The 21,114-nt window shown below is 44.3% G+C and carries 21 protein-coding genes; 19 read left to right on the top strand and 2 right to left on the bottom strand.

All coding sequences use genetic code 11. The annotated features are described in order from the left end of the window. The first annotated feature begins 100 nt into the window (after positions 1-100). Together HMPREF9625_RS00630 and rpiB are read left to right on the top strand one after the other, a co-directional pair. Positions 101-1,399 (top strand): UDP-N-acetylglucosamine 1-carboxyvinyltransferase, encoded by a 1,299-nt coding sequence (locus tag HMPREF9625_RS00630; protein ID WP_009535215.1) that lies wholly within the window; start codon positions 101-103, stop codon positions 1,397-1,399. 96 nt (positions 1,400-1,495) lie between these two features. Beyond that, complete coding sequence (rpiB, locus tag HMPREF9625_RS00635) at positions 1,496-1,963, top strand: ribose 5-phosphate isomerase B (RefSeq protein ID WP_009535214.1); 468 nt, start codon at positions 1,496-1,498, stop codon at positions 1,961-1,963. 217 nt (positions 1,964-2,180) lie between these two features. On the opposite strand, the gene HMPREF9625_RS00640 is transcribed toward rpiB, so the two are convergent. Both HMPREF9625_RS00640 and HMPREF9625_RS00645 read right to left on the bottom strand, forming a co-directional pair. After that, a complete protein-coding gene (locus HMPREF9625_RS00640; protein WP_009535213.1) occupies positions 2,181-2,975 on the bottom strand; it encodes a phosphatase in 795 nt (264 codons plus the stop codon). A gap of 14 nt (positions 2,976-2,989) precedes the next feature. Then, positions 2,990-3,748, bottom strand: a complete 759-nt coding sequence (locus HMPREF9625_RS00645; protein WP_009535212.1) for an exodeoxyribonuclease III — start codon at positions 3,746-3,748, stop codon at positions 2,990-2,992. 427 nt (positions 3,749-4,175) lie between these two features. On the opposite strand from HMPREF9625_RS00645, the gene HMPREF9625_RS00655 reads away from it, so the two are divergent. From HMPREF9625_RS00655 to HMPREF9625_RS00735, 17 genes are all read left to right on the top strand, one after another. Beyond that, complete coding sequence (locus HMPREF9625_RS00655; protein ID WP_009535211.1) at positions 4,176-4,484, top strand: hypothetical protein; 309 nt, start codon at positions 4,176-4,178, stop codon at positions 4,482-4,484. After that, positions 4,477-5,043, top strand: a complete 567-nt coding sequence (gene lepB, locus HMPREF9625_RS00660; RefSeq protein ID WP_009535210.1) for a signal peptidase I — start codon at positions 4,477-4,479, stop codon at positions 5,041-5,043. The genes HMPREF9625_RS00655 and lepB overlap by 8 nt, the downstream gene beginning before the upstream one ends. A gap of 154 nt (positions 5,044-5,197) precedes the next feature. Beyond that, on the top strand, positions 5,198-5,383 hold the full coding sequence (locus HMPREF9625_RS00665) for a hypothetical protein (RefSeq protein ID WP_009535209.1): 186 nt from the start codon (positions 5,198-5,200) through the stop codon (positions 5,381-5,383). Positions 5,384-5,586: 203 nt separating this feature from the next. Further along, entirely contained in the window at positions 5,587-6,774 is a 1,188-nt protein-coding gene (locus HMPREF9625_RS00670) for an SH3 domain-containing protein (protein WP_009535208.1), read from the top strand. Positions 6,775-7,050: 276 nt separating this feature from the next. Continuing rightward, positions 7,051-7,737, top strand: coding sequence for a F0F1 ATP synthase subunit A (locus HMPREF9625_RS00675; RefSeq protein WP_009535207.1), 687 nt, complete (start codon positions 7,051-7,053; stop codon positions 7,735-7,737). 208 nt (positions 7,738-7,945) lie between these two features. After that, positions 7,946-8,161, top strand: coding sequence for an ATP synthase F0 subunit C (gene atpE / locus HMPREF9625_RS00680; protein ID WP_009535206.1), 216 nt, complete (start codon positions 7,946-7,948; stop codon positions 8,159-8,161). A 36-nt stretch (positions 8,162-8,197) separates the two neighbouring features. Further along, positions 8,198-8,686, top strand: a complete 489-nt coding sequence (locus HMPREF9625_RS00685; protein WP_009535205.1) for a F0F1 ATP synthase subunit B — start codon at positions 8,198-8,200, stop codon at positions 8,684-8,686. Between the two features lie 6 nt (positions 8,687-8,692). Then, positions 8,693-10,714 (top strand): F0F1 ATP synthase subunit alpha, encoded by a 2,022-nt coding sequence (gene atpA, locus HMPREF9625_RS00690; RefSeq protein WP_009535204.1) that lies wholly within the window; start codon positions 8,693-8,695, stop codon positions 10,712-10,714. A gap of 12 nt (positions 10,715-10,726) precedes the next feature. Then, positions 10,727-11,632, top strand: a complete 906-nt coding sequence (gene atpG / locus HMPREF9625_RS00695) for an ATP synthase F1 subunit gamma (protein WP_009535203.1) — start codon at positions 10,727-10,729, stop codon at positions 11,630-11,632. A gap of 19 nt (positions 11,633-11,651) precedes the next feature. Further along, a complete protein-coding gene (gene atpD / locus HMPREF9625_RS00700) occupies positions 11,652-13,043 on the top strand; it encodes a F0F1 ATP synthase subunit beta (protein ID WP_009535202.1) in 1,392 nt (463 codons plus the stop codon). Positions 13,044-13,054: 11 nt separating this feature from the next. Next, complete coding sequence (gene atpC / locus HMPREF9625_RS00705) at positions 13,055-13,480, top strand: ATP synthase F1 subunit epsilon (protein WP_009428699.1); 426 nt, start codon at positions 13,055-13,057, stop codon at positions 13,478-13,480. Positions 13,481-13,811: 331 nt separating this feature from the next. Then, on the top strand, positions 13,812-14,522 hold the full coding sequence (locus HMPREF9625_RS00710) for an AIR synthase family protein (protein ID WP_009535200.1): 711 nt from the start codon (positions 13,812-13,814) through the stop codon (positions 14,520-14,522). 285 nt (positions 14,523-14,807) lie between these two features. Further along, complete coding sequence (locus HMPREF9625_RS00715) at positions 14,808-15,290, top strand: Lrp/AsnC family transcriptional regulator (protein ID WP_009535199.1); 483 nt, start codon at positions 14,808-14,810, stop codon at positions 15,288-15,290. After that, positions 15,287-16,456 carry an aminotransferase class I/II-fold pyridoxal phosphate-dependent enzyme gene (locus HMPREF9625_RS00720; RefSeq protein WP_009535198.1) on the top strand — a complete coding sequence of 390 codons (1,170 nt, stop codon included), beginning with the start codon at positions 15,287-15,289 and terminating at the stop codon, positions 16,454-16,456. The genes HMPREF9625_RS00715 and HMPREF9625_RS00720 overlap by 4 nt, the downstream gene beginning before the upstream one ends. 68 nt (positions 16,457-16,524) lie before the next feature. Beyond that, a complete protein-coding gene (locus HMPREF9625_RS00725) occupies positions 16,525-17,835 on the top strand; it encodes an alpha-amylase family glycosyl hydrolase (protein ID WP_009535197.1) in 1,311 nt (436 codons plus the stop codon). 168 nt (positions 17,836-18,003) lie between these two features. Then, positions 18,004-20,088 (top strand): 1,4-alpha-glucan branching protein GlgB, encoded by a 2,085-nt coding sequence (gene glgB, locus HMPREF9625_RS00730; RefSeq protein ID WP_009535196.1) that lies wholly within the window; start codon positions 18,004-18,006, stop codon positions 20,086-20,088. Then, positions 20,027-21,073: a DUF1304 family protein gene (locus tag HMPREF9625_RS00735; RefSeq protein WP_009535195.1), complete on the top strand. Its 1,047-nt coding sequence runs from the start codon at positions 20,027-20,029 to the stop codon at positions 21,071-21,073. The genes glgB and HMPREF9625_RS00735 overlap by 62 nt, the downstream gene beginning before the upstream one ends. The last annotated feature ends 41 nt before the right edge of the window (positions 21,074-21,114 follow it).

Here is a 21,114-nt window from a genome sequence, read left to right on the forward strand (position 1 = left end):
ACATTCTACAGAAGGGATGTCCTTTTTTGTTGTAAAAAAAGAGTAGAAAAGGGAAGATGCTTTAAAGTGTCTTGGAATATCAAATAAGTTGAGGTCTATCATGAATGAAGTTTTCATCATGAGAGGGGGCAATCCCCTTCGTGGAGAGGTTACTATAGGAGGAGCAAAGAATGCGGCACTGGGAATCATTGCCGGTGCCTTGCTGACTGAAGATAAAGTTACCATCGAGAATTTGCCGGATGTTCGGGATGTCAATGTTATGCTGGAGGCCCTAAAAGAGGTAGGAGCGAAGGTGGATCGCGTGGATGCTCATACAGCGGTAATTGAGGCAAAAAATATCAGCATGCACAGTATTGACGATGAATACATTCGAAGGATTCGTGCGTCTTATTATTTTATCGGTGCATTGCTTGGAAAATACCATGAGGCTACAGTACCGCTTCCCGGCGGATGTGCCATCGGGCAGCGTCCAATCGACCAGCACTTAAAGGGGTTTCGTGCCTTGGGAACACAGGCAGAGGTGGAAAACGGCTACTTGGTAGCAAAGGCGGAAGAAGGGCTCTTTGGAAGTCATATTTATTTGGATGTTGTTTCCGTAGGAGCCACCATCAATATTATGCTGGCATCTGCATTGGCGGAAGGCCTGACTATCGTGGAAAATGTTGCGAAAGAACCGCATATCGTAGATGTGGCCAATTTTTTAAACAGTATGGGAGCCAATATTCGCGGAGCAGGAACCGATACCATCCGTATTCGAGGAGTGAAGCGTCTTCACGGCACGACCTATGCCGTCATCCCCGACCAGATTGAAGCGGGAACCTTTATGTGTGCTGCAGCAGTTACAAGAGGTGATGTCCTCATCAAGAATGTCATTCCGAAGCATATGGAGTCTATCTCTGCAAAGCTTCTTGAGATGGGGAATACCATCATAGAGTACGATGAGAGCATTCGAGTTATCGGAAAGCTTGAGCAGCAGTCTACAGATGTAAAGACATTGCCTTACCCGGGATTCCCTACAGATATGCAACCGCAGATTTCCGTTACCCTGGCTTTAGCCTCCGGAAACTCTGTAGTGACCGAGTCTATTTTTGAAAATCGTTTCAAATATGTGGATGAACTTACCCGCATGGGCGCAAAAATAAAGGTAGAAGGAAATGTATCCGTGATAGAGGGTCAGAAGAGCCTTGGAGGAGCTTCCGTGAATGCACTGGATCTTCGTGCCGGAGCCGCTTTGGTGCTTGCAGGCCTTGCGGCAGAGGGGATCACGGTGGTTCATGAAATCGGTTATATTCAAAGAGGTTATGAGCATTTTGAAGCGAAGCTCCGTGGCTTGGGTGCGGATATTTCCTTAGCGGAAAATGAAAAAGAACAAAAAAAGTTTCGCATGAAAGCGGTATAAGAGCTCATTTCTCTTGCTTTCGTAGGATATAGAATGAATAGAGCGTTTACGATTTAGCAGGAAATGAGTAGAAGTGACAAAAAAGGAGAAAAAATCATGAAGATAGCCATGGGAAATGACCATGCCGCAGTAGAAATGAAGCTGGAGCTGAAAGAGTATCTGGAGGAGCAGGGGATAGAAATCATTAACGTAGGAACGGATAGTTCGGAACGATATGATTATCCGCTTGCCGGCTTTCAAGTGGCAAGCCTTGTTGCCGAAGGGAAGGCGGATTTCGGCATTGCTATCTGCGGAACGGGAATCGGCATATCTCTATCCTGCAATAAAGTAGAGGGAATTCGTGCATTTCCCTGCACAGAACCCTATTCCGCAATGATGGCGAGAAGACATAATGATGCCAATGTACTTTGCCTCGGTGCACGAGTGATCGGTATTGAACTGGCTAAAATGATCGTAGACAGTTTCCTTCTTGCTGAATTTGAGGGGGGAAGACATGCTGAGCGCGTGGCTCTAATTTCAGAGATTGAAGAGAATGCGGAAGCATTCCGGAAGAAGCATTTTTAAGCAAAAAAGGGGCTGTAAAGATCAAAATAATTTTCTAAGCAATATAGGTCTGAATTTGGGGCACGCTCTCGCTAGCTTCGCCACGTAACGGATACTAAGCGAAAAACTGCGTTTCTCTTGTTTTTCGCAAGTACCGACGGGCTCAGACTACCCCCGCATTCAGACCTATATTGCAAAGAATTCCTTTATTATTTCGATTTTTTACAGCCCCTTTTTGTTATAAACCTGCCATTTTCATGGCACTTAGGAAGCTTTCCTTTGACCTTGTTGCGATTAGTTCCTCAGGGAAATGAATCTCCGCAAGCATTTTATTTACCTTGTCAAACTTACCGATTGCCGTGGCAAAGTGGGCATCGCTGGAAACGGAGATGGGGACCGAAAGCTCTGCGCATCGCTTGAGGATCTGTCTGCAACGTTCTCCGCAGTGATTACGGACATCTAAGGAATGCTCGTTGATTTCAATCAATTTATGGAGATCCCTTGCGGCAAGGAGGACGGGGTCAATTTCAAAGGGAAGACCGGATCGACCGATATGCCCCAAGATAAGTACCTTTTTATTTTGTAGGGCATTGCAATATAGCTCTGTGCATTCCGCCGGTGTTGCAGCATCTGCAAAGCTGTGACGATGTACAGAGGCAATCACATAGTCCATTTTCTTGGTGACTCTTTCATATAAAGAAAGAGTCTTTTTATCTGTGTAAAAATCGCCGTCTATATTCTTTGCAATGGGAATGTCATAGCCGAAAAGATTTCCTGCGAGGTCCACAATATCCACCTCACAGCCCTGCAAAAGTCGTACGCCATCGATTTCCTTTGGCCAGGTATGACTGACACAGAGATACTGATAGTGGCGAATATTTTCATAATCAGGATAAAGCATAGAGGAAAAATGGTCCGTAGATCCTAAAAGGCTAAGCCCTGCCTCCTTTGCGGCACGTACATTTTCCAAAATGGTGGCATAGGCATGCCGGGAGTATATCGTATGGGTATGAACATCACATTGTAATTGCATAAAAACCTCTCATTCTATATATCCAAGGTAATCTCTACCGGACAGTGGTCGGATCCCATCACTTCCTGATGGATGGACGCGGACAGGAGCTTATCCTTCAGTTTTACGGAAACTACGAAATAATCGATTCTCCAACCTACGTTCCGATCTCTGGCTTTGGTGCGGTAGCTCCACCAACTGTATTCTTCTTCCTTATCCGGGTAAAAATAGCGGAATGAGTCGAGGTAACCGCTTGAGAGTACCCTTGAAAACTTCGCCCTTTCCTCATCGGAGAAACCGGCATTTAAGTGGTTGGTATCCGGGTTTTTCAGGTCGATTTCTTCGTGGGCGACATTTAAATCACCACAATAAATCACGGGTTTCTTCTTTTCCAGATTTAAAATAAAGTTTAGGAAAGCGTCTTCAAATTCCATACGATAGGGAAGACGCTTTAATTCATTTTGGGAATTCGGTACATAGACGGTAATCAAATAATAGTCTTTAAATTCCAAAGTAATGACGCGTCCTTCTTGATCATGCTCCGTGATTCCGATTCCATATTGCACGGATAGAGGTTCTTCTTTTGTGAAAATGGCAGTGCCGGAATAGCCCTTTTTTATCGCATAATTCCAGTATTGAAAATAACCGGGTAAATCAAGATGGATTTGTCCTTCCTGTAACTTCGTTTCCTGTAAGCAGAAAATATCCGCATTCAGTTTTTGAAAATCCTCCATAAAGTTCTTGCCCAGCACGGCTCTCAGCCCGTTGACATTCCAAGAGATTAATTTTTTCATAAAAGTCCTTTCTATCTATCAGGTAATATCAATGCAATTCCGATTTAAGTTATCATTCAGCTTGTTTTCCTAAACAAAGAACAGCACGCATTCTTTCATGAGATGATTCTTATTTAAGAAAAGCCTAGTTTTTGTCGAAAGGATAGTGTAGAAGCAGAAATAATCCTTTCTTAGCTTTTGGCTTATCTTATATCGAAACAGGGGATTAGGCAAGAAAGTTCTCCGGGCTTATCTCTATTCAAAAAGAAAAATGCAGGCTATACTATAAAAAACGGAGAAGAGAACGAAAAAACAGAAAACAAAGAATCTGCCATAGCAGAATATACAATTGTGCTTAGTATCAGGCTGAGAGAAAAAGAATTTCAAAAAGACGGAACAGGGTAGAGATAAGGAGCAGATTCTGTATGAAGAAAAGAGGGAAGAAAATATGGCATCAAAAACTTTGGAAGAAGTAGCAGAGTATATGAAGAAAATGCATTTTCGAAAGGGACTCTTCGGAATCCAGCCTGCCTCCATGTGGAAGAAACTGGAAGACTTGGACAGTGAATACCGTTCTGTATTCTATGCACAGGAACTTTCCTACGAAGCAAGGCTTAAGGAGAGGGACGAGAAGATTGCAGAGTTGGAAAAGAAACTTTCACTTATGAAAAACCGTCTTTCGGATAGGACAGGAGACGGTGGGAGAAATGATATTTCCGGAATAGCGACATACAAAGGAGAAGGCGTGAATGGCTAAGACAAGGAAAGAAAGGAAAGCTCTGCTTCCACTGGATGTAATCCGGAAAAAGAGAGCCTTTTATCGACAGATGTCGGATGTACGTTCTTTTATATCCCATCTTATATTGATGGCAGGCTTGATTTATGTCATGTTTTTTATCATCTTTGGGATTTCACCGGTGAAAAACGATGATATGAAACCGAAGCTCAGTGCAGGAGATCTTATGCTTTATTATCGTTTAGAGGACAAAATACTGCCTTCCGATGTTTTGGTTTATCAAAAGGATGGAAAGCAATTTGTAGGACGAGTTATCGGTCAGCCGGGTGATGTCATTAATATTCCGGACGAAGGCGGACTTATGATTAACGGCAATTTACAGATTGAAGACGGTATTTTTTATGATACGAGACCTTATGATACGGAGGCGGTAAGATATCCGATTACACTAAAGGACGACGAATACTTTATTATGGCGGATATGCGTTCCGGAGCAAAGGATAGTCGTCTTTTCGGAGCTGTAAATAAAAAAGAAATTAAGGGGAAGGTCATTACTATACTTAGACGTTCATCACTTTAGAAGAAAATACGGGAAAGAAGAATAAAACTTCTTTTTCGTATTTTTTTGTACAAAAACATGCTTATTTTATTGGAAAATATTGCGATATACCATTTATTATTTAATTTTTCTTGAAATAGATTTCAAAGAGGGAGATAGGGGGAGGAAAAAGGTTATGAAACTGAAATATATTGGAGACAGTTTTTTTGAAGGATTAACAGATGGGCAGTTTTATGAAGGAAAAGACGTAAATATCTTTTGCGTAGCACTCATAGACGATACAGGAAAAGAAAAGATTTATTCCAGACTAACCCCCGGGCCGTTTGCGGGAAGAAGCTTGGGGCGTTTCGAAATAGCATAAATGGAGAAAGTGGAACTGTAAGCAGAAGGGGTTAAAATTGCCGGATGTACAAGAGATAGATTTGATAAGGAATGGAGAAAAAAGTGATATTAATTATTTAATGGAAATAATCAAAAATAAGAAAGTGAATTTACATTTCTTCCTTGAAGAAAGATAGTATTCTAGGTATACTACTCATGAATCTTAGGGCACAAGGAGGAAGTATGGCTGAAAGAGAAAACAGTGTTTGGGGGAAGATCCGAGTACAGCTTTCGGATGTGCAGAATTATTTATTAAACGGAAAGTATAGAGAAGCTGTTATTTTAGATAAAGAAATTTTGGCACTTTTGGTTCGCATGCAGATAGATCAGGCTTTGATGGTATCCAGTAATTTGGAAGGGGATATCAATCAGCTTTATGACGGACGAGTTATTTCTGCACAGGCAAGAGATGCTTATCATGGCATTCGGGCATTCGGAGAACTTGCGGAGATGGGAAACAATACTTCTGCACAGGATGCGAATGACTCATTTTCTATGCTTCGAGACGCTCTTTCTTCCTATATGGATGAGAATCAGGAAGGAAGAGAAAGGAAAATGGAAAGTACTGTAACGAAAGTGCATGCAGATTCTTATGGAAGTGAGGCACCAAGACTTAGGACAGAAGGATATCCGGAAAGAAAAACCGTGTCTGTCCCTGTTAAAGAGGAAGATGACGGAGCGCTGGGAATTCCTATTCGGAGAAGTAATGAAAAGTCGGGTAGAACGGACAGGGGTTCTGCTACACAGACGAGGCGTGTAAAACCGGGGCAGAAAAGCGTTCCTGCCAGAAAAAGAGCTGTAACAAGACAGGGCGGCAATCCGAGAAAGAGTAAGAGACCGACCAGGCAGGAACCGGATTTATACAATATTTTACGGATTGCTTTACCGGTAGCGATTCTTTTGGTAGTGATTCTTCTGATAAGACTTTTTGTCTTTAAGGGAAGACAGGCAGTGGTGGAAACAACTGCTGCAGTAACCACTGTACAGGAAACCAAGGAAAGCACGGAAGCGGAAAGCACGGTGGAAGAAACTACAGAAGCGGCGAAGCGCTATTTCGTAACCACCGGAGTTCGTGTAAGAACAAAGCCGAGCACGACGGATTCGGAGGTTCTTACCGTTTTGGATGCAGGCACGGAGATTCAGTATAAGGCGGACTACGACAATGAGTGGGTAATGGTTAACTATAACGGACAGGACGCCTACATTTCCAAGCAGTATGTTCGAAGTGAAGAAGTGCAGACCACTGTGTCTTCAACAAACTCTGCTGCAGCAGGTCCTGGACAAAACTTGAGCAGCAATTCTGTAACGAGTACTGAATCAGGCTCAAGCTCAAGCAGCAACGGCTCTACAACTTTAACGGTTGCGCCGTAAAGGAAACATCTGAGATGACATTATAAGTTCAGCATACTTTTTTCTAAACGAGGAAAGAAGTTGTGAAGAAGAGATTCACTTTTGGATTTGAATTTTCTGTTATTCACAACTTCTTTTTTACTAGGATGGACAGAGAGAAGGATGCTTCTGATTTCATTTTTTTCGGAAGAGAGATTATTTTCTCTAAAAAAACTTGCAATACAAAATAGTGGGAATATAATGCTAAACGTGCATTAAATAGAAATTAAAGCTTTAGAGACAGGAAGGGGGAAGGAAATGGAAAAACTTGCTCGGTCCCTATTGGAAGAGTTAAATGTAGAGACTGCCTTTACGATACCGGTTTTCGGAGGCATTCCTATTTCGGAATCGGTATTTGTGACATGGATTGTCATGGCGGTCTTGATTCTTGCAGCTTTTCTTTTAGGAAGGAACTTACGTGTTCGAAATCCGGGGAAGAGGCAACAGATTGCGGAGCTGATTGTGGTAAAACTGGACGCTTTTACGAAAGGAACTCTCGGAGAGGAAGCGGCTGGGTACAGCACTTATATGGCATCGGTACTCCTTTTTATCGGGTTTGTGAATTTGACCGGTATTTTCGGCATGAAACCGCCGACAAAGGATTTAAATATTCCGGCAGCCCTTGCCGTAATGAGCATTGTTTTGGTGGAAGCGGCAGGAATCCGAGCGTTTGGGCTTGGAGGATGGATGAAACGCTTTACAAAGCCTATGGCAATCCTTACCCCCATTAATATCTTGGAGATATTTATCAGACCACTTTCTCTATGTATGCGTCTTTTTGGAAATGTTCTTGGCGCATTCGTTATCATGGAACTGGTGACCTTAGTGGTTCCGGTAGGGGTACCGGCCATATTATCCCTATACTTTGATGTTTTTGACGGTCTCATCCAGGCTTATGTCTTTGTCTTTTTGACCTCGCTCTATATTGCGGAGGCAGTGGAGTAAGCACTGAAAGAGAAAACCGGAAAAGTGCCGAGAACTGGGGCACTAAGGGTAAACAGTAAAAGACGGAAAAAGAAGCACGATTTGAAATTGAAACATAGTAAGAAATGCCGGAGAACAGCAATCTATAAATAGAAAAAACAGTAATCTATAAATAGAAAAAACAGTAAACAGAGCAGGTCGCAAAAGCGACAGAATAGGAGTGTGAATTATGACAGCAATAGGAGCAGCAATAGCAGCATTGGCATGTATTGGAGCAGGTTTATCCATTGGTCTTGCAACCGGAAAGGCCACAGAGGCGGTAGCAAGACAGCCTGAGGCCAGTTCCAAGATTATGACTATTTTACTTTTAGGATGTGCCCTCGCGGAGGCAACCGCAATCTACGGATTCGTTATCGGCTTAATGATTATTCTCTTCTTAAAGTAAACTTAAGAGACGATTGTTAAGCTAAGGAGGAAGAGGATGCTAAGCCTTGATTTAAGAACTTTTATTTTTACCGTGATTAACGTTCTTGTGCTGGTGTTTTTTCTGTACCGCTTTTTGTTTAAGCCGGTTCGGGAAATTCTTGTAGCTAGACAGAATGAGTTGGATAACTCCTATAGAGAAGCGGAAGAAGCAAATCAGAAGGCCAACGCCTTAAAGAAGCAGTATGAAGATACCATGGCGCAGGTTGACGCGGAACGCCAGGAAAAGCTCGAGAAGACCAGATTGCAGGCAACGAGCGAGTATGATGAAATTATAGGAAATGCCAGAGAAAAGGCGACGAAGATTATTGCCGATGCAAAGATAGAGGCTGAGAGGCAGGCAGAGCAAAAGCAACACGAGATGGAAGAGGAAGTGGCTATGCTTGTGGCAAAGGCTGCCTATAAGATTGCGGCAAGCAAGGATTCCGTGGAGAATAACCAGAAGCTTTACGACACTTTCCTAGAGGATGCAGAGAAGAAAGGGTAAAGGATTATGCTGCAAAAAGTCAGTGATTATGCACAACAGCTTTATAAAATGCATGTTCCCAACAGTGAAATCGAGGAAACCAGTCGCATTTTTGAAGTTTTACCGGAAACAGCGTCTCAGTTGTCTGACCCTACTGTTCCCTTGGAAAATAGACTGGCCATAATCGACAGTATTTTTCCTACAGAAGTAAGGGATATTTTAAAGGTTTTATGTCAGAATGGCTTGCTAGGCTCCTGGATGGATATTGCCGATGAATACCGAAGGGTTTCCGAAGAGGAGTCCACAAAGTTAAGTGTGCGCCTTCGTTATGTAACAAAACCGGAGGAAGAGCAGTTAAAGCGAATCCGGACTTTTGTCTATAATAAATACCATACACGCAATATTGAAATGAGACTCGAAGAGGATGCTTCCTTAGGCGGAGGCTTTATTCTTGAGGTGGGCAATGACCAGTATGACTGGAGTACCAAGGGCAGAAGACAACAGTTTCTCGATGAAGTAATGAGTAAGCGTCTCGGTGGAAGCAGTCAGGATATCGTGAGTATCCTGCAAAGTTCGGTAGACGATTTCGACCTGAAAGCGGAGAAGAAGGAAATCGGTTTTGTCAGTTCCGTAGGAGACGGCATTGTGGTTATCAACGGACTGGACCACGCCATGTATGGAGAGGTGGTTGTATTTGATAACGGTGTCCGCGGTATGGTGCAAAATATTGAAAGAAATCGTATCGGCGTCATCCTCTTTGGAGAGGAAGAGGGAATCGTGGAAGGCAGTCGTGCCGTTCGTACCAATAAAATGGCGGGTATTCCCGTGGGAGATGCCTTCCTTGGAAGAGTTGTGGATGCCCTCGGAAATCCGATTGACGGCGAGGGAGAAATTGTTACTCGGGATTATCGCCCGATTGAGCAGCCTGCACCCGGAATTATTGATAGAAAAACGGTCAATGTTCCTTTGCAGACCGGTATTTTGGCGATTGATTCCATGTTCCCCATCGGTAGAGGACAGAGAGAGTTAATTATTGGGGACAGACAGACCGGAAAAACATCCATTGCAATGGATACCATTTTGAATCAAAAAGGGAAGAACTGCCTTTGTATTTATGTGGCAATCGGACAGAAGGAGTCCACCATTGCGGCACTTGTCGAGAACTTAAAGAAGCATGATGCCATGAGCTATACCTGCGTCCTTGCGGCGACAGCGGCTGATCCGGCACCGATTCAGTATATCGCGCCCTATGCGGCAACCTCCCTTGCGGAGTACTTTATGTACGAGGGGAAGGATGTGCTCATTGTTTATGACGACTTAAGCAAGCATGCAGTAGCCTACCGTGCACTTTCTCTTCTTTTGGGAAGAGCTCCCGGTCGTGAAGCCTATCCCGGAGATGTATTCTACCTGCATTCTCGCCTCTTAGAGCGCTCCTGCCGTCTTTCTGATGAGCTTGGCGGAGGAAGTATCACCGCTTTACCGATTATTGAGACCCAGGACGGTGATGTTTCCGCTTATATTCCGACGAATGTCATTTCCATTACAGACGGACAGATTTTCCTGGAGAGTAATCTCTTTTTTGAGGGGCAGCGTCCTGCAGTTAATGTAGGACTTTCCGTTTCCCGTGTAGGCGGTGCGGCACAGACGAAAGCCATGAAGAAGGCAGCCGGATCTCTTCGTATCGACCTTGCACAATATAGAGAAATGGCGGTATTTACCCAGTTCTCCTCCGACCTCGATGAGAGCACAAAAACCCAGCTTACGCAGGGGGCGATTCTTATGGAGCTTTTAAAGCAGCCTCTGGGAAGACCGCTTTCCTTAGGAGAACAGGTGGTGACCCTTGTTCTGGCTCTTCATAAAGAATTTTTGGACGTAGATAAGAAAGAGGTCAAGAGCTTGCAGAATCGAGTTCTTCAATATTTTGAAGAGAAAGAGCCGGATGTATTACGCAATATCGAGATTTCCGGAATGCTTGCAGACGACCTTGTAGAGCAGATTATTTCCGTTTACCATGACTTCCGGAAGAAAGAGGCGGAAGAACAATCATAAAGGAGGCATATTTTGCCTACAACAAGAGAACTAAGAGATCGAATCGGCAGCATTGATAATACGATGAAGATTACCAATGCGATGTATCTGATATCCAGTACGAAGATGCGTAAGGCGAAGGCGGAGCTGGCCCAGACAGAGCCGTATTTTTACACCCTGCAGTCTATGATTGCGCGTGTTATGCGACATTTGCCCGAAGAGTATACACACCCCTTTCTGGATTCAAGAGAGGGAACAGCCGAGGGAGAAGGTAAGGTTGCCATCATCTGCGTTACGGCGGATAAGGGACTTGCCGGCGCCTATAATCACAATGTTATTAAAGAGACGGAGGAGCTTTTAAAGCAATATAAAAACAGCCGACTTTTCGTAGTAGGTGAGATGGGGCGAAGTTATTTTCATACAAGGCGGATTCCGATTGATGAAACCTTTCGCTACACGGCGCAGAATCCGACACTCCATAGAGCGAGAGTTATTACCAGAAAGATGCTGGAGCTTTTTCAGAATAGAGAAATTGATGAGCTCCATATTGCTTATACCAGGATGAAGAGCTCTTTAGAGATGGAAAGCTTGGGGGAGCAGCTTTTACCTTTAGATAAGTTGCACCCCGTCTTTGTGAAAGTGCCGATAACGGCGAATTACGAAGCTTTTAATATTTTCCCGAGTCCGGATGCCTTGATGGAAAATGTTATTCCGGACTACTTAAACGGCTATATCTACAGTGCTCTCGTAGAGTCGTTTTGTGCGGAGCAACATGCCAGAATGACCGCGATGGATTCGGCGAATCGAAACGGAAATGAACTGAAGCAGAAGCTTCGCATTCAGTACAATCGTGTGCGTCAGGCACAGATTACACAGGAAATCACGGAAATTGCTGCCGGAGCCAAGGCACAAAGGGCTGCAAAGGCGAAGAAAAAATAGGAAGAGAGGAGAAGGGTAGATGCAAACAGGAAAAATCGTACAGGTTATGGGTCCTGTTGTGGATGTGGAATTTATGGAAAATCCGCTTCCTACCATTAAGACAGCTCTTACGGTGGACAACCACGGGGTAAAGTCGACCATGGAAGTGGCAGACCATTTAGGAGACAATACAGTCCGCTGTATCATGTTATCTCCCAGCGAGGGATTGGAAAGAGATATGGAAGTGCAGTCCACAGGGAGAGGGATTGCCGTTCCGGTAGGAGAGGAAACTCTCGGAAGACTCTTTAATGTTTTGGGAGAGACCATTGACAGAAAAGACCCGATTACGACAGAGGAAAGATGGGAAATTCACAGAAAACCGCCTGCCTTTACCGAGCAAAGTCCCGTGCAGGAGGTCTTGGAAACCGGAATCAAGGTCATTGACTTGATTGCTCCCTATGCGAAGGGCGGAAAGGTCGGCCTCTTCGGCGGTGCCGGTGTAGGAAAGACGGTCCTGATTCAGGAATTGATTCGAAATGTCGCAACAGAGCATGGCGGATATTCCATTTTTACCGGTGTAGGGGAGCGTTCTCGTGAGGGAAATGACCTCTATAACGAGATGACGGAGTCCGGTGTTATCAAGAACACGGCGCTTGTCTTCGGGCAGATGAACGAGTCGCCCGGTGCCAGAATGAGAGTGGCGGAGACGGGGCTTACTATGGCGGAGTATTTCCGAGATGTACAGCATAAGGACGTGCTCCTCTTTATCGATAATATCTTCCGTTTTGTGCAGGCGGGTTCAGAAGTTTCATCCCTACTCGGAAGAATGCCTTCTGCCGTAGGTTATCAGCCGACCCTTGCCTCCGAAATGGGACAGCTGCAGGAGCGTATTGCGTCCACGAAGTCCGGTTCCGTAACCTCCGTACAGGCGGTTTATGTACCTGCGGATGACCTTACCGACCCGGCACCGGCGACAACCTTCGCGCACCTTGATGCCACAACTGTGCTTTCCCGTAAGATTGTGGAGCAAGGCATTTACCCTGCAGTGGATCCTCTGGAGTCTTCTTCCCGTATTTTGGAAGAAGATATTGTGGGAAAAGAGCATTACGAGACAGCACAGGCGGTGCTGCAGATTTTACAGAAATACAAGGAATTACAGGATATTATTGCGATTCTCGGTATGGAAGAGCTTTCCGAGGAAGACAAGCTTCTTGTGTACCGCGCACGAAAGATACGTAACTTCCTTTCTCAGCCCTTCTTTGTGGGAGAGCAGTTTACCGGTGTTGCCGGTCGCTATGTTCCTCTAAAAGAAACGATTGAAGGCTTTAAGGCCATTATTGACGGAGAAATGGATCAGGTTCCGGAGCTTGCTTTCTTCAATGTCGGAAATCTCGATGATGTGAAGAAGAAGGCGGAAAGCTTAAAGAACTAAAGGAGTTCCTTATGATGCGAGGAAATGAAGGCCTGTTCAGTGCAAAGGTTATCGCAACGAACAAGGTCTACTATGATGATAAACTTCGGTATCTGAATGTTCGAACATTGGATGGACAGATTGGCTTTATGGCGCACCATGCTCCCATCGTCGTTGCGGTGGAAATTGGTGTACTGGATGCCCAGAAGCCGGACGGCTCTTGGGTACATGTTGAGGTCGGGAAGGGCATTTTACAATTTGCCAATAACCGTCTGACGCTTCTTGTAGACACTTTGGAGACAAAGGAAGAGATGGATATTCGAAGAGCCGAGGAAGCGAAGGAGAGAGCCGAAGAGGAGCTTCGACAGAAGCAAAGCTATATGGAATATAAGAAATCGCAGGCTGCGCTGGCAAGAGCCTTGGGAAGACTGGAATTTTATAAGAAGACCTATTTATAAAGTCTGAAAAGCATGTTATTCTTATAGCTCATATCGGAATGCTTTAAGGGAAAGGAGTATTTATGCTTAGTCCAAAACAAAAAAAGTCGATTACCGCTGTGATTGTTCTTGTGTTAGCAGCTCTCATGGTTTTGGGAATGGTTTTGACACCGCTTCTCAGCAGAATGTAATTGTGTAGTAAAAACACAGTGTCAGTAATGTAAAACAATGTAATAAAACAGTATTAATAAGGGAAACGGCATACGATAGTAGGCGGAAAAACTGTATATAGCTTGCGGAATCAAAACGAAAAGAACATTAATCATAGAAAAAGTAAAAAGCGGAATAAAGGATGAATAAAGAAGAATCTGAGAAAAAGATAGAGGATCTGGTTTTACTGGGCTACCCGGGCATCTCGGGTAGCCGCTTTTTATGGGAAAAAGGAAATGCACTTCCCTTTTCCGCACGTTACCAAAAAGAAGAGAGACAGCGAATAGAGGACTTGCCCCGCCTTTTTTGGAAGGAGAAAACGCTTTCTTTTTCCGCGGAAAATATCTATCTTTTTACAGATAAGGAGAGAAACGGAGAAGCTACCCCTCTTTATGAGAAGGATATCCGGGCAAAGGAAAATGCAGGAGAAATTAAAAGAGGAAAGATAGAGGATTTGTTTCCCGGCTTTGCAAGTGATTTTTCTCTAAGCGAAGTTTTACCTCTTGGGAAGGGAGGAATTCTTGCCGGCTTAGGAGAGATTGGAGGGGGAGGACTTTCCTTCTCCTACAGTAAGATTTCTTTCTTGCAAAGTACCATCGAGCTTTGCGAGCATTTTCAGCTTTCCCCTTATGCACTTCACTCGAAAGGCGCCTTTCTTCTTCGCCTTGAAAGGGGAGAGGACTTTGCAGGTCTTGCAAGAGAAAAGGGAATAGAGGCGAGCTGCATCGGGCGCTTTCATGAAGAAAAAAAGCGGATTCGGAAGGATGAGTACGGAGAGTCTTATCTCTATAAACAGGAAAGGGACAGCTTGGAGGAGATTTTCACAAAAGAGGAAACAGGGATACTTACATAAAGAAGAGAGAAACTTACATAAAGAAAAAACAGAGATGCTTGGATAGGAATTCTTTCCGATTTCCTATCCTTTTTTTACATTCCGGCTTTTTATCTTTTTATTCCGCGGGCTTGCTAGCGATTGGTATATTGGGTAAAATAGATGGAATAAGAGTTCCCTGTTTTGGGAAATATAGAATTTTATAGGACGGAGAATTCTATTTAGGAGACTATTGATTCCCGAAGAGAAAGGCTTTGTCTTCTTAATGGGATAATAAAAGAAAGTGACGGAAGAATAGGAAGCGGTATGAGAGAAAAAATATTAAGTATTATAGAGAAGAATGCAAAGCTTAGTATGGAGGACCTGGCAGCTCTTTTGGGAGAAGATAAGGAGAGTGTGGCAAGAGAAGTAGAGGCTATGGAGAAGGAAGGGATAATCTGTGGCTATCACACCCTCATTAATTGGGATAATACGAAAGATGAACGGGTGGACGCTCTCATTGAAGTTAAGGTTACTCCGCAAAGGGGAATGGGCTTTGACAATATTGCAGAGCGTATTTACCAGTATGAAGAAGTGGATGCACTCTATCTTATGAGTGGGGGCTATGACTTTACGGTGATGATTAAGGGTAGAACCATGAAGGAAGTGGCAAATTTTGTGTCTATGAAATTAGGACCGATGGAGGCGGTGCTTTCCACGGCAACGCACTTTGTCTTGAAGCGCTATAAGGATCATGGAACAAGGCTCAATGTCGCTAAATCCGATGAAAGAATGCAGGTATCCCCATGATGAAAGACTTAAATCCGGAGGTTCTTTCGATTAAGCCGAGTGGAATAAGAAAGTTTTTTGATCTGGTCTCGGAAATGAAGGATGCAATCTCCCTTGGTGTCGGTGAGCCGGACTTTGATACCCCTTGGCATATTCGGGAAGAGGGCATTCATTCTTTGGAAAAGGGCAGAACCTTTTATTCCTCGAATGCCGGACTCTTGGAGCTTCGTGAGGAAATCAGCCGTAAGGTAGAGAGTATGCATGGTATTTCCTACAGTCCGAAGGATGAAGTGATGATTACTGTGGGCGGATCGGAGGCGATTGACCTTGCCATGCGTGTGATCCTGACCCCGGGAGATGAGGTTTTAATTCCGGAGCCTTGTTATGTTTCCTATCTTCCTTGCGCAAAGATGGCCTACGGTGTACCTGTGCCGATTCCTCTGGAAGAAAAGGACGAGTTTCGCTTAACACCGGAAAAGCTGGAAGAAGCGATTACGGAAAAATCTAAAATTTTAGTGCTTCCCTTTCCGAACAATCCAACGGGAAGCATCATGGAAAAAGAGGATTTGGAGGCGATAGTGCCCCTTATTTTAAAGCATAATCTCTATGTTTTAACGGATGAGATTTACGCTGCCTTAAGCTACAAAGGAAAGCATCACTCGATTATTGAGTTTCCGGGTATGCGGGAAAGAACAGTTTATATCAACGGTTTTTCCAAGGCTTATGCAATGACCGGTTGGAGACTCGGGTATGCCTGCGCGGACGAGCGGATTTTAAAGCAGATGCTGAAGCTCCATCAGTTTGCGATTATGTGCGCACCGACCACCTCCCAGTATTCCGCGATAGAGGCCTTACGAAACGGAGACGCAGATGTAGAAAGAATGCGTGAAGCCTATGATGAAAGGCGGCGCTTCCTTTTATACCATTTTAGAAAAATGGGCTTGGACTGCTTTGAACCGTTTGGAGCTTTCTATGTCTTTCCTTCTATAAAGAAATTTGGCCTTTCCAGTAGTGAATTTGCAGAGAGATTACTGAAGGAAGAAAAGGTTGCGGTAGTTCCCGGAACAGCTTTTGGAGATTCCGGAGAGGGATTTATCCGTATTTCCTATGCCTACTCCCTGGAGAACTTAAAGATTGCCATGGAGAGGATTGGAGAGTTTGTGAAACGGCTGGAAGTGAAAGAATAAAGTTTAAGAAGATATCGTAAAAAAAATCAGTAAAAGAAATATTGGAGATAGCATAGAGGAGCGAGCAGATGGCTTGGTACGATGGTGCGATATTTTACCATATTCTCCCCGGAGGAATGTTCGGGGAAGAGGGAGACGGAGAAAAGTCTCCTTTATCTCGCTTGGAAGGATATTTATCGTATCTCAAGGTTTTGGGTGTGGATGCGGTAATCCTTGGTCCTCTTTTTTCCGGAGATCCCTTGCATTACGGAATGAAGAGCTTTAGTGAAATGAATCCGAAGCTTGGAACCGAGGAAGAGCTCAGCCGCTATATCAATCGAGCACATAGTATGGGAATCCGTGTACTTTTTGATGAAGCGGTGGTATTTAGTTGCAGGGAATTTTTTATCTTCCGGGATATCCTCGAAAAGGGAGACAAATCCCCCTATAAAACATGGTATAAGAATGTGGATTTTCAAGGAGATTCCTCCTTTCACGATGGATTTTCCTATGCTTCCTGGAAGAGAAAGGAGCAGTACCCGCTCTTTAATTTTGATGATGAAGACCTTCGAATCTATATTATTGACCAAATAAAGGAATGGATTAAGCGATTTGACATTGACGGCATCCGAATTGCCAACTGCACGAGCCTGGACATCCATTTTCAAAAATCCTTACGTTACTTTACAGGACAAATGAAACCGGAATTCTTCCTTTTGGGAGACTTACGGAAGGGGGAACCGCTACGGTATGTGAATTCGGAAACGCTCCAGTCTCTTTGCCACTATGATTTTTACCAGGCTTTGGTAAAGGCCTTTAACGAAAAAAATTTTTACGATCTGGCATATACGATGGGAAAGAATCATGAGGTTCTTTTGCAAATGAACAGCTTTTTAGAGAGTCCTCGAACGGACAGAATCAGTTCGGTTTTGACGGATAGAGCGAACTTGTACGGAATATATATGGCGCTCTTTACTCTGCCGGGAAGGCCCTCTCTATACTATGGCGCAGAGTATGCATTACCCGGAAAACGGGAAAGAAAGGAAGAAGCACTGCTTTCCAATCCTTTTATCCCGGAGGATCATAAGCCGGATGCTTTTACGAATTATCTGGCGAAGCTTTCGGAGATTCATGGGAAGAATTCGGAATTGCAAATAGGCGCTTACAAGGAACTTTATCTTGACCATCGCCTTTATGCCTTTATTCGAACGGACGGAAACAGCGGAGTGCTGGTGCTCTTAAACAACGACTCGATGGACCAATATATTCGGCTGAAATTGCCGATTCCCGCAACGCTTGCCTTTGATCTGATAAAGCAGGAAGAAGTGGAAATGGATGAGTACGGGCAAATCAAAGTTTTCTGTGCTGCACACAGCGGAAGAATGATTAAGGTGAAATAAGACAGAACTATGAAATAAGACAGAACTATGAAATAAGACAGAACTAGTATTATAGGACAGGAAAAGCGGAAATAACAGGCATTATAAGAGAGAAAAGAGCAAAAGAAGAGTAAGTAATATAAGAGGTAAAAGAGTAAAACAAGAGCTACAACGCATAGGGGGAGGATTATGGACAGATTTTTTTCGGAATTGGATCGCTATCTTTTCGGAGTAGGAAGACATTATCAGATTTATGAGAAAATGGGAGCACACCCCTGTACTTATGAAGGAAAGAAGGGAGTTCACTTCGCGGTCTGGGCACCCCATGCGAAGGCGGTATCCCTGGTCTGTGACAGAAATGGCTGGAATCCGGAAGGAAATGCCATGATTAATGTGGCGGACTCCGGTGTTTTTGAGTGCTTTATTCCTGAGATGGGAGAAAATGAGCTCTATAAGTATGCTATTTTGACACAAAAGGACGAGTGGATTTATAAGGCAGACCCCTATGCCTTTTCCAGCGAGTTCCGTCCCGGAAATGCTTCCGTTACGGCAAATATAGAAAAATTCCCTTGGACCGATAAGGAATGGATGAAGAGCCGGAAAAAGACAAACTGGGAAGAAAGTCCCATGGCTATCTATGAAGTGCATATCGGCTCTTGGAAGCGCGAGGGAAATCCAGAAAGAAACGGCTTCATCAGCTATCAGAAGGCGGGGAGAGATCTTGCGGAATACTGCAACTATATGGGCTACACCCATGTGGAGCTCATGGGTATTGCGGAGCACCCCTTTGACGGCTCCTGGGGCTATCAGGTTACGGGCTACTTTGCACCGACTTCGCGCCACGGCAGTCCGAAGGACTTTATGGAAATGGTGGATATCCTGCACAATGCCGGAATCGGTGTGATTTTGGACTGGGTGCCTGCACATTTTCCAAAAGATGCCCATGGCCTTGCCGATTTCGACGGCGAAGCATGCTACGAGCACCCGGATTCTCGTCTCGGAGAGCATCCGGACTGGGGAACGAAGATTTTTAATTACGGAAAGACCGAGGTGGAGAACTTCCTGATAGGAAATGCACTCTACTGGTATGATATGTATCATATTGACGGACTAAGAGTCGATGCCGTGGCATCTATGCTTTACTTGGATTACGGCAGAAAAGACGGACAGTGGCTACCGAATCGCTTCGGCGGAAACGGCAATCTGGAGGCGATTGAGTTCTTTAAGCATCTGAACTCCCTTATTCGAAAAAGAGAAGACGGAGCGATTATTATTGCGGAGGAATCAACTGCCTGGCCGGATATCACAAAGGCTCCGGAGGACGGAGGTCTAGGCTTCCATTTCAAGTGGAATATGGGCTGGATGCATGACTTCCTAAGCTATATGGAGGAGAATCCGCTTTACCGTTGCTATCACCATAACAAAATGACCTTCGGGATGAGCTATGCTTACTCAGAGAAGTTCATCTTGGTGCTTTCCCATGATGAGGTAGTGCATCTGAAGCGCTCCATGATTGAAAAGATGCCGGGTACGGATGAGGAACGCTTTAAAAACTTGAAGGCCGGATACTTCTTTATGCTGGGGCATGCCGGAAAGAAACTTCTCTTTATGGGACAGGACTTCGGGCAGTACAGTGAGTGGAGTGAAGCACGTTCCATAGACTGGTATCTTTTAGAGCAGGAGGAGAATCGTTCCCTCCATAATTTCCTGCGCGATTTACTGCATCTTTATCAGGAGTATCCGGCGTTCTACGAGGCGGACTACGAGTATGAGGGCTTTTCCTGGGTAAATGCGGATGACAGCTCCCGCTCGATTTATAGCTTTATCCGAAATTGCAAAAACCATATGGGTAAAGATAAGAAAGTAGGAAAGGGAATAGAGACAGAGAAGGGAGCTTTCACAAGCGGAAAAACTAAGCGGAAGGAAAGTCTTCTCTTTGTCGTGAATATGACAGGGGTAGATAGGGATAATTATTGGGTTGGACTTCCGAAAACGAAGAAGGTGAAGCTCCTTCTTACAGAGGAAGGCTTGGTGAAGGAGGATAAATATTTCCCGGTAGTAAAGGGAGAGTGTGACGGAAGGGATTACCACATTGCTTATCCCTTAAAGGGTTACGGGATTGCTTTATTTTCCTTCATTGAAGAAGAGGAAGATCGTGTTGCCAACGCAAAACCCTGCCCGGATAAAAAGTCGGAGCTGAAAAAGGGAGAGAATGAAAAGGAAGAGAAAGAGCAGCAAGGGGAACTGGTGGCAAAGAATTCTCGGACAGCATAGGAAAAACTCGCAGAAGGGGAGCTTCTTTCATTCTGCGCTTCTTGTTTTCCTTGTTTTCTTTGGCTTTGCTCTTTTTCTACTGCTGTATCAAAAGAATAGTAGCTATCGTTGGCATTTTCCGAAAAGCGTACTTATGCATAGGGAGATGCTGGAGCAGGTAGCCAAGGAAAAAGACTTGAGTGCCGATCTCGAAGTACTTTACGCGATTATGAATGTAGAGTCCGGGGGAAGACTTAAGGATGTTATGCAGTCCAGCGAATCTAAGGGACTGCCCGTAAATACTTTAGATACGGAAGAGTCCATTGAACAGGGACTAAGCTATTATAAAGAGTTAAAAACGAAGGCGAGAGAGCTTTCTCTGGATGAAAAGTCGGTTTGGCAGGCCTACAACTACGGAATCGGCTTTCTCTATTATGTGAAGGAGCATGGCGGTCTGTATCAGGACAGTCTTGCGGAGAGCTTTGCGAAGGAAATGTCCGGAGGGAAGACGGTCCCCTACCGAAATAAGATTGCTGTCGAAGAAAATGGCGGCTATCGCTACCAATACGGCAACATGTTCTATGCCAGACTGATAGAAGAAAACATTCTGCGAAACAGGGAGAAAAATAAGATGGAATTCAGTATCGTAAATAAGATGCTTATGAGCGGCAGTGCGGTACTCTTTTTGTATATCATGCTGCTGGAAACCTTTATGACGGACAGTGAGAGCACCGCCCGCGTATTCAAAATGAGTGTGAAGGACTTGAAAGGGAAAAAACTGAATACACTCTTTAAAAATCAGGGTATCTATAACGGTTTATTGGGAATCGCCCTTCTTTACAGTACTTACAGGCCGGGAGGCGGAAACATGGAGCTTTCCGTTGTGATTTTAAGCATCATGTTTTTAGTTGCGGTGTATGGAGGACTCAGCTCGGATAAGACAATCATCTTGAAGCAAGGGGCGCTCCCTTTTTTGAGCCTTGTGAGTTTGTTTTTGCGTTGGTAGCCCATAGTTATAGGAGGAGAAGTCCGGAACCGGATAAATGG

This window comes from Oribacterium parvum ACB1 (assembly GCF_000238055.2).
Classification (GTDB): Bacteria; Bacillota; Clostridia; order Lachnospirales; family Lachnospiraceae; genus Oribacterium; species Oribacterium parvum.

Bases quoted from the DNA above. Each gene is read 5' to 3' on its own strand.
- HMPREF9625_RS00630 (WP_009535215.1), top strand. From the start codon at position 101: ATGAATGAAGTTTTCATCATGAGAGGGGGCAATCCCCTTCGTGGAGAG.
- rpiB (WP_009535214.1), top strand. From the start codon at position 1,496: ATGAAGATAGCCATGGGAAATGACCATGCCGCAGTAGAAATGAAGCTG.
- HMPREF9625_RS00640 (WP_009535213.1), bottom strand. From the start codon at position 2,975: ATGCAATTACAATGTGATGTTCATACCCATACGATATACTCCCGGCAT.
- HMPREF9625_RS00645 (WP_009535212.1), bottom strand. From the start codon at position 3,748: ATGAAAAAATTAATCTCTTGGAATGTCAACGGGCTGAGAGCCGTGCTG.
- HMPREF9625_RS00655 (WP_009535211.1), top strand. From the start codon at position 4,176: ATGGCATCAAAAACTTTGGAAGAAGTAGCAGAGTATATGAAGAAAATG.
- lepB (WP_009535210.1), top strand. From the start codon at position 4,477: ATGGCTAAGACAAGGAAAGAAAGGAAAGCTCTGCTTCCACTGGATGTA.
- HMPREF9625_RS00665 (WP_009535209.1), top strand. From the start codon at position 5,198: ATGAAACTGAAATATATTGGAGACAGTTTTTTTGAAGGATTAACAGAT.
- HMPREF9625_RS00670 (WP_009535208.1), top strand. From the start codon at position 5,587: ATGGCTGAAAGAGAAAACAGTGTTTGGGGGAAGATCCGAGTACAGCTT.
- HMPREF9625_RS00675 (WP_009535207.1), top strand. From the start codon at position 7,051: ATGGAAAAACTTGCTCGGTCCCTATTGGAAGAGTTAAATGTAGAGACT.
- atpE (WP_009535206.1), top strand. From the start codon at position 7,946: ATGACAGCAATAGGAGCAGCAATAGCAGCATTGGCATGTATTGGAGCA.
- HMPREF9625_RS00685 (WP_009535205.1), top strand. From the start codon at position 8,198: ATGCTAAGCCTTGATTTAAGAACTTTTATTTTTACCGTGATTAACGTT.
- atpA (WP_009535204.1), top strand. From the start codon at position 8,693: ATGCTGCAAAAAGTCAGTGATTATGCACAACAGCTTTATAAAATGCAT.
- atpD (WP_009535202.1), top strand. From the start codon at position 11,652: ATGCAAACAGGAAAAATCGTACAGGTTATGGGTCCTGTTGTGGATGTG.
- atpC (WP_009428699.1), top strand. From the start codon at position 13,055: ATGATGCGAGGAAATGAAGGCCTGTTCAGTGCAAAGGTTATCGCAACG.
- HMPREF9625_RS00710 (WP_009535200.1), top strand. From the start codon at position 13,812: ATGAATAAAGAAGAATCTGAGAAAAAGATAGAGGATCTGGTTTTACTG.
- HMPREF9625_RS00715 (WP_009535199.1), top strand. From the start codon at position 14,808: ATGAGAGAAAAAATATTAAGTATTATAGAGAAGAATGCAAAGCTTAGT.
- HMPREF9625_RS00720 (WP_009535198.1), top strand. From the start codon at position 15,287: ATGATGAAAGACTTAAATCCGGAGGTTCTTTCGATTAAGCCGAGTGGA.
- HMPREF9625_RS00725 (WP_009535197.1), top strand. From the start codon at position 16,525: ATGGCTTGGTACGATGGTGCGATATTTTACCATATTCTCCCCGGAGGA.
- glgB (WP_009535196.1), top strand. From the start codon at position 18,004: ATGGACAGATTTTTTTCGGAATTGGATCGCTATCTTTTCGGAGTAGGA.
- HMPREF9625_RS00735 (WP_009535195.1), top strand. From the start codon at position 20,027: ATGAAAAGGAAGAGAAAGAGCAGCAAGGGGAACTGGTGGCAAAGAATT.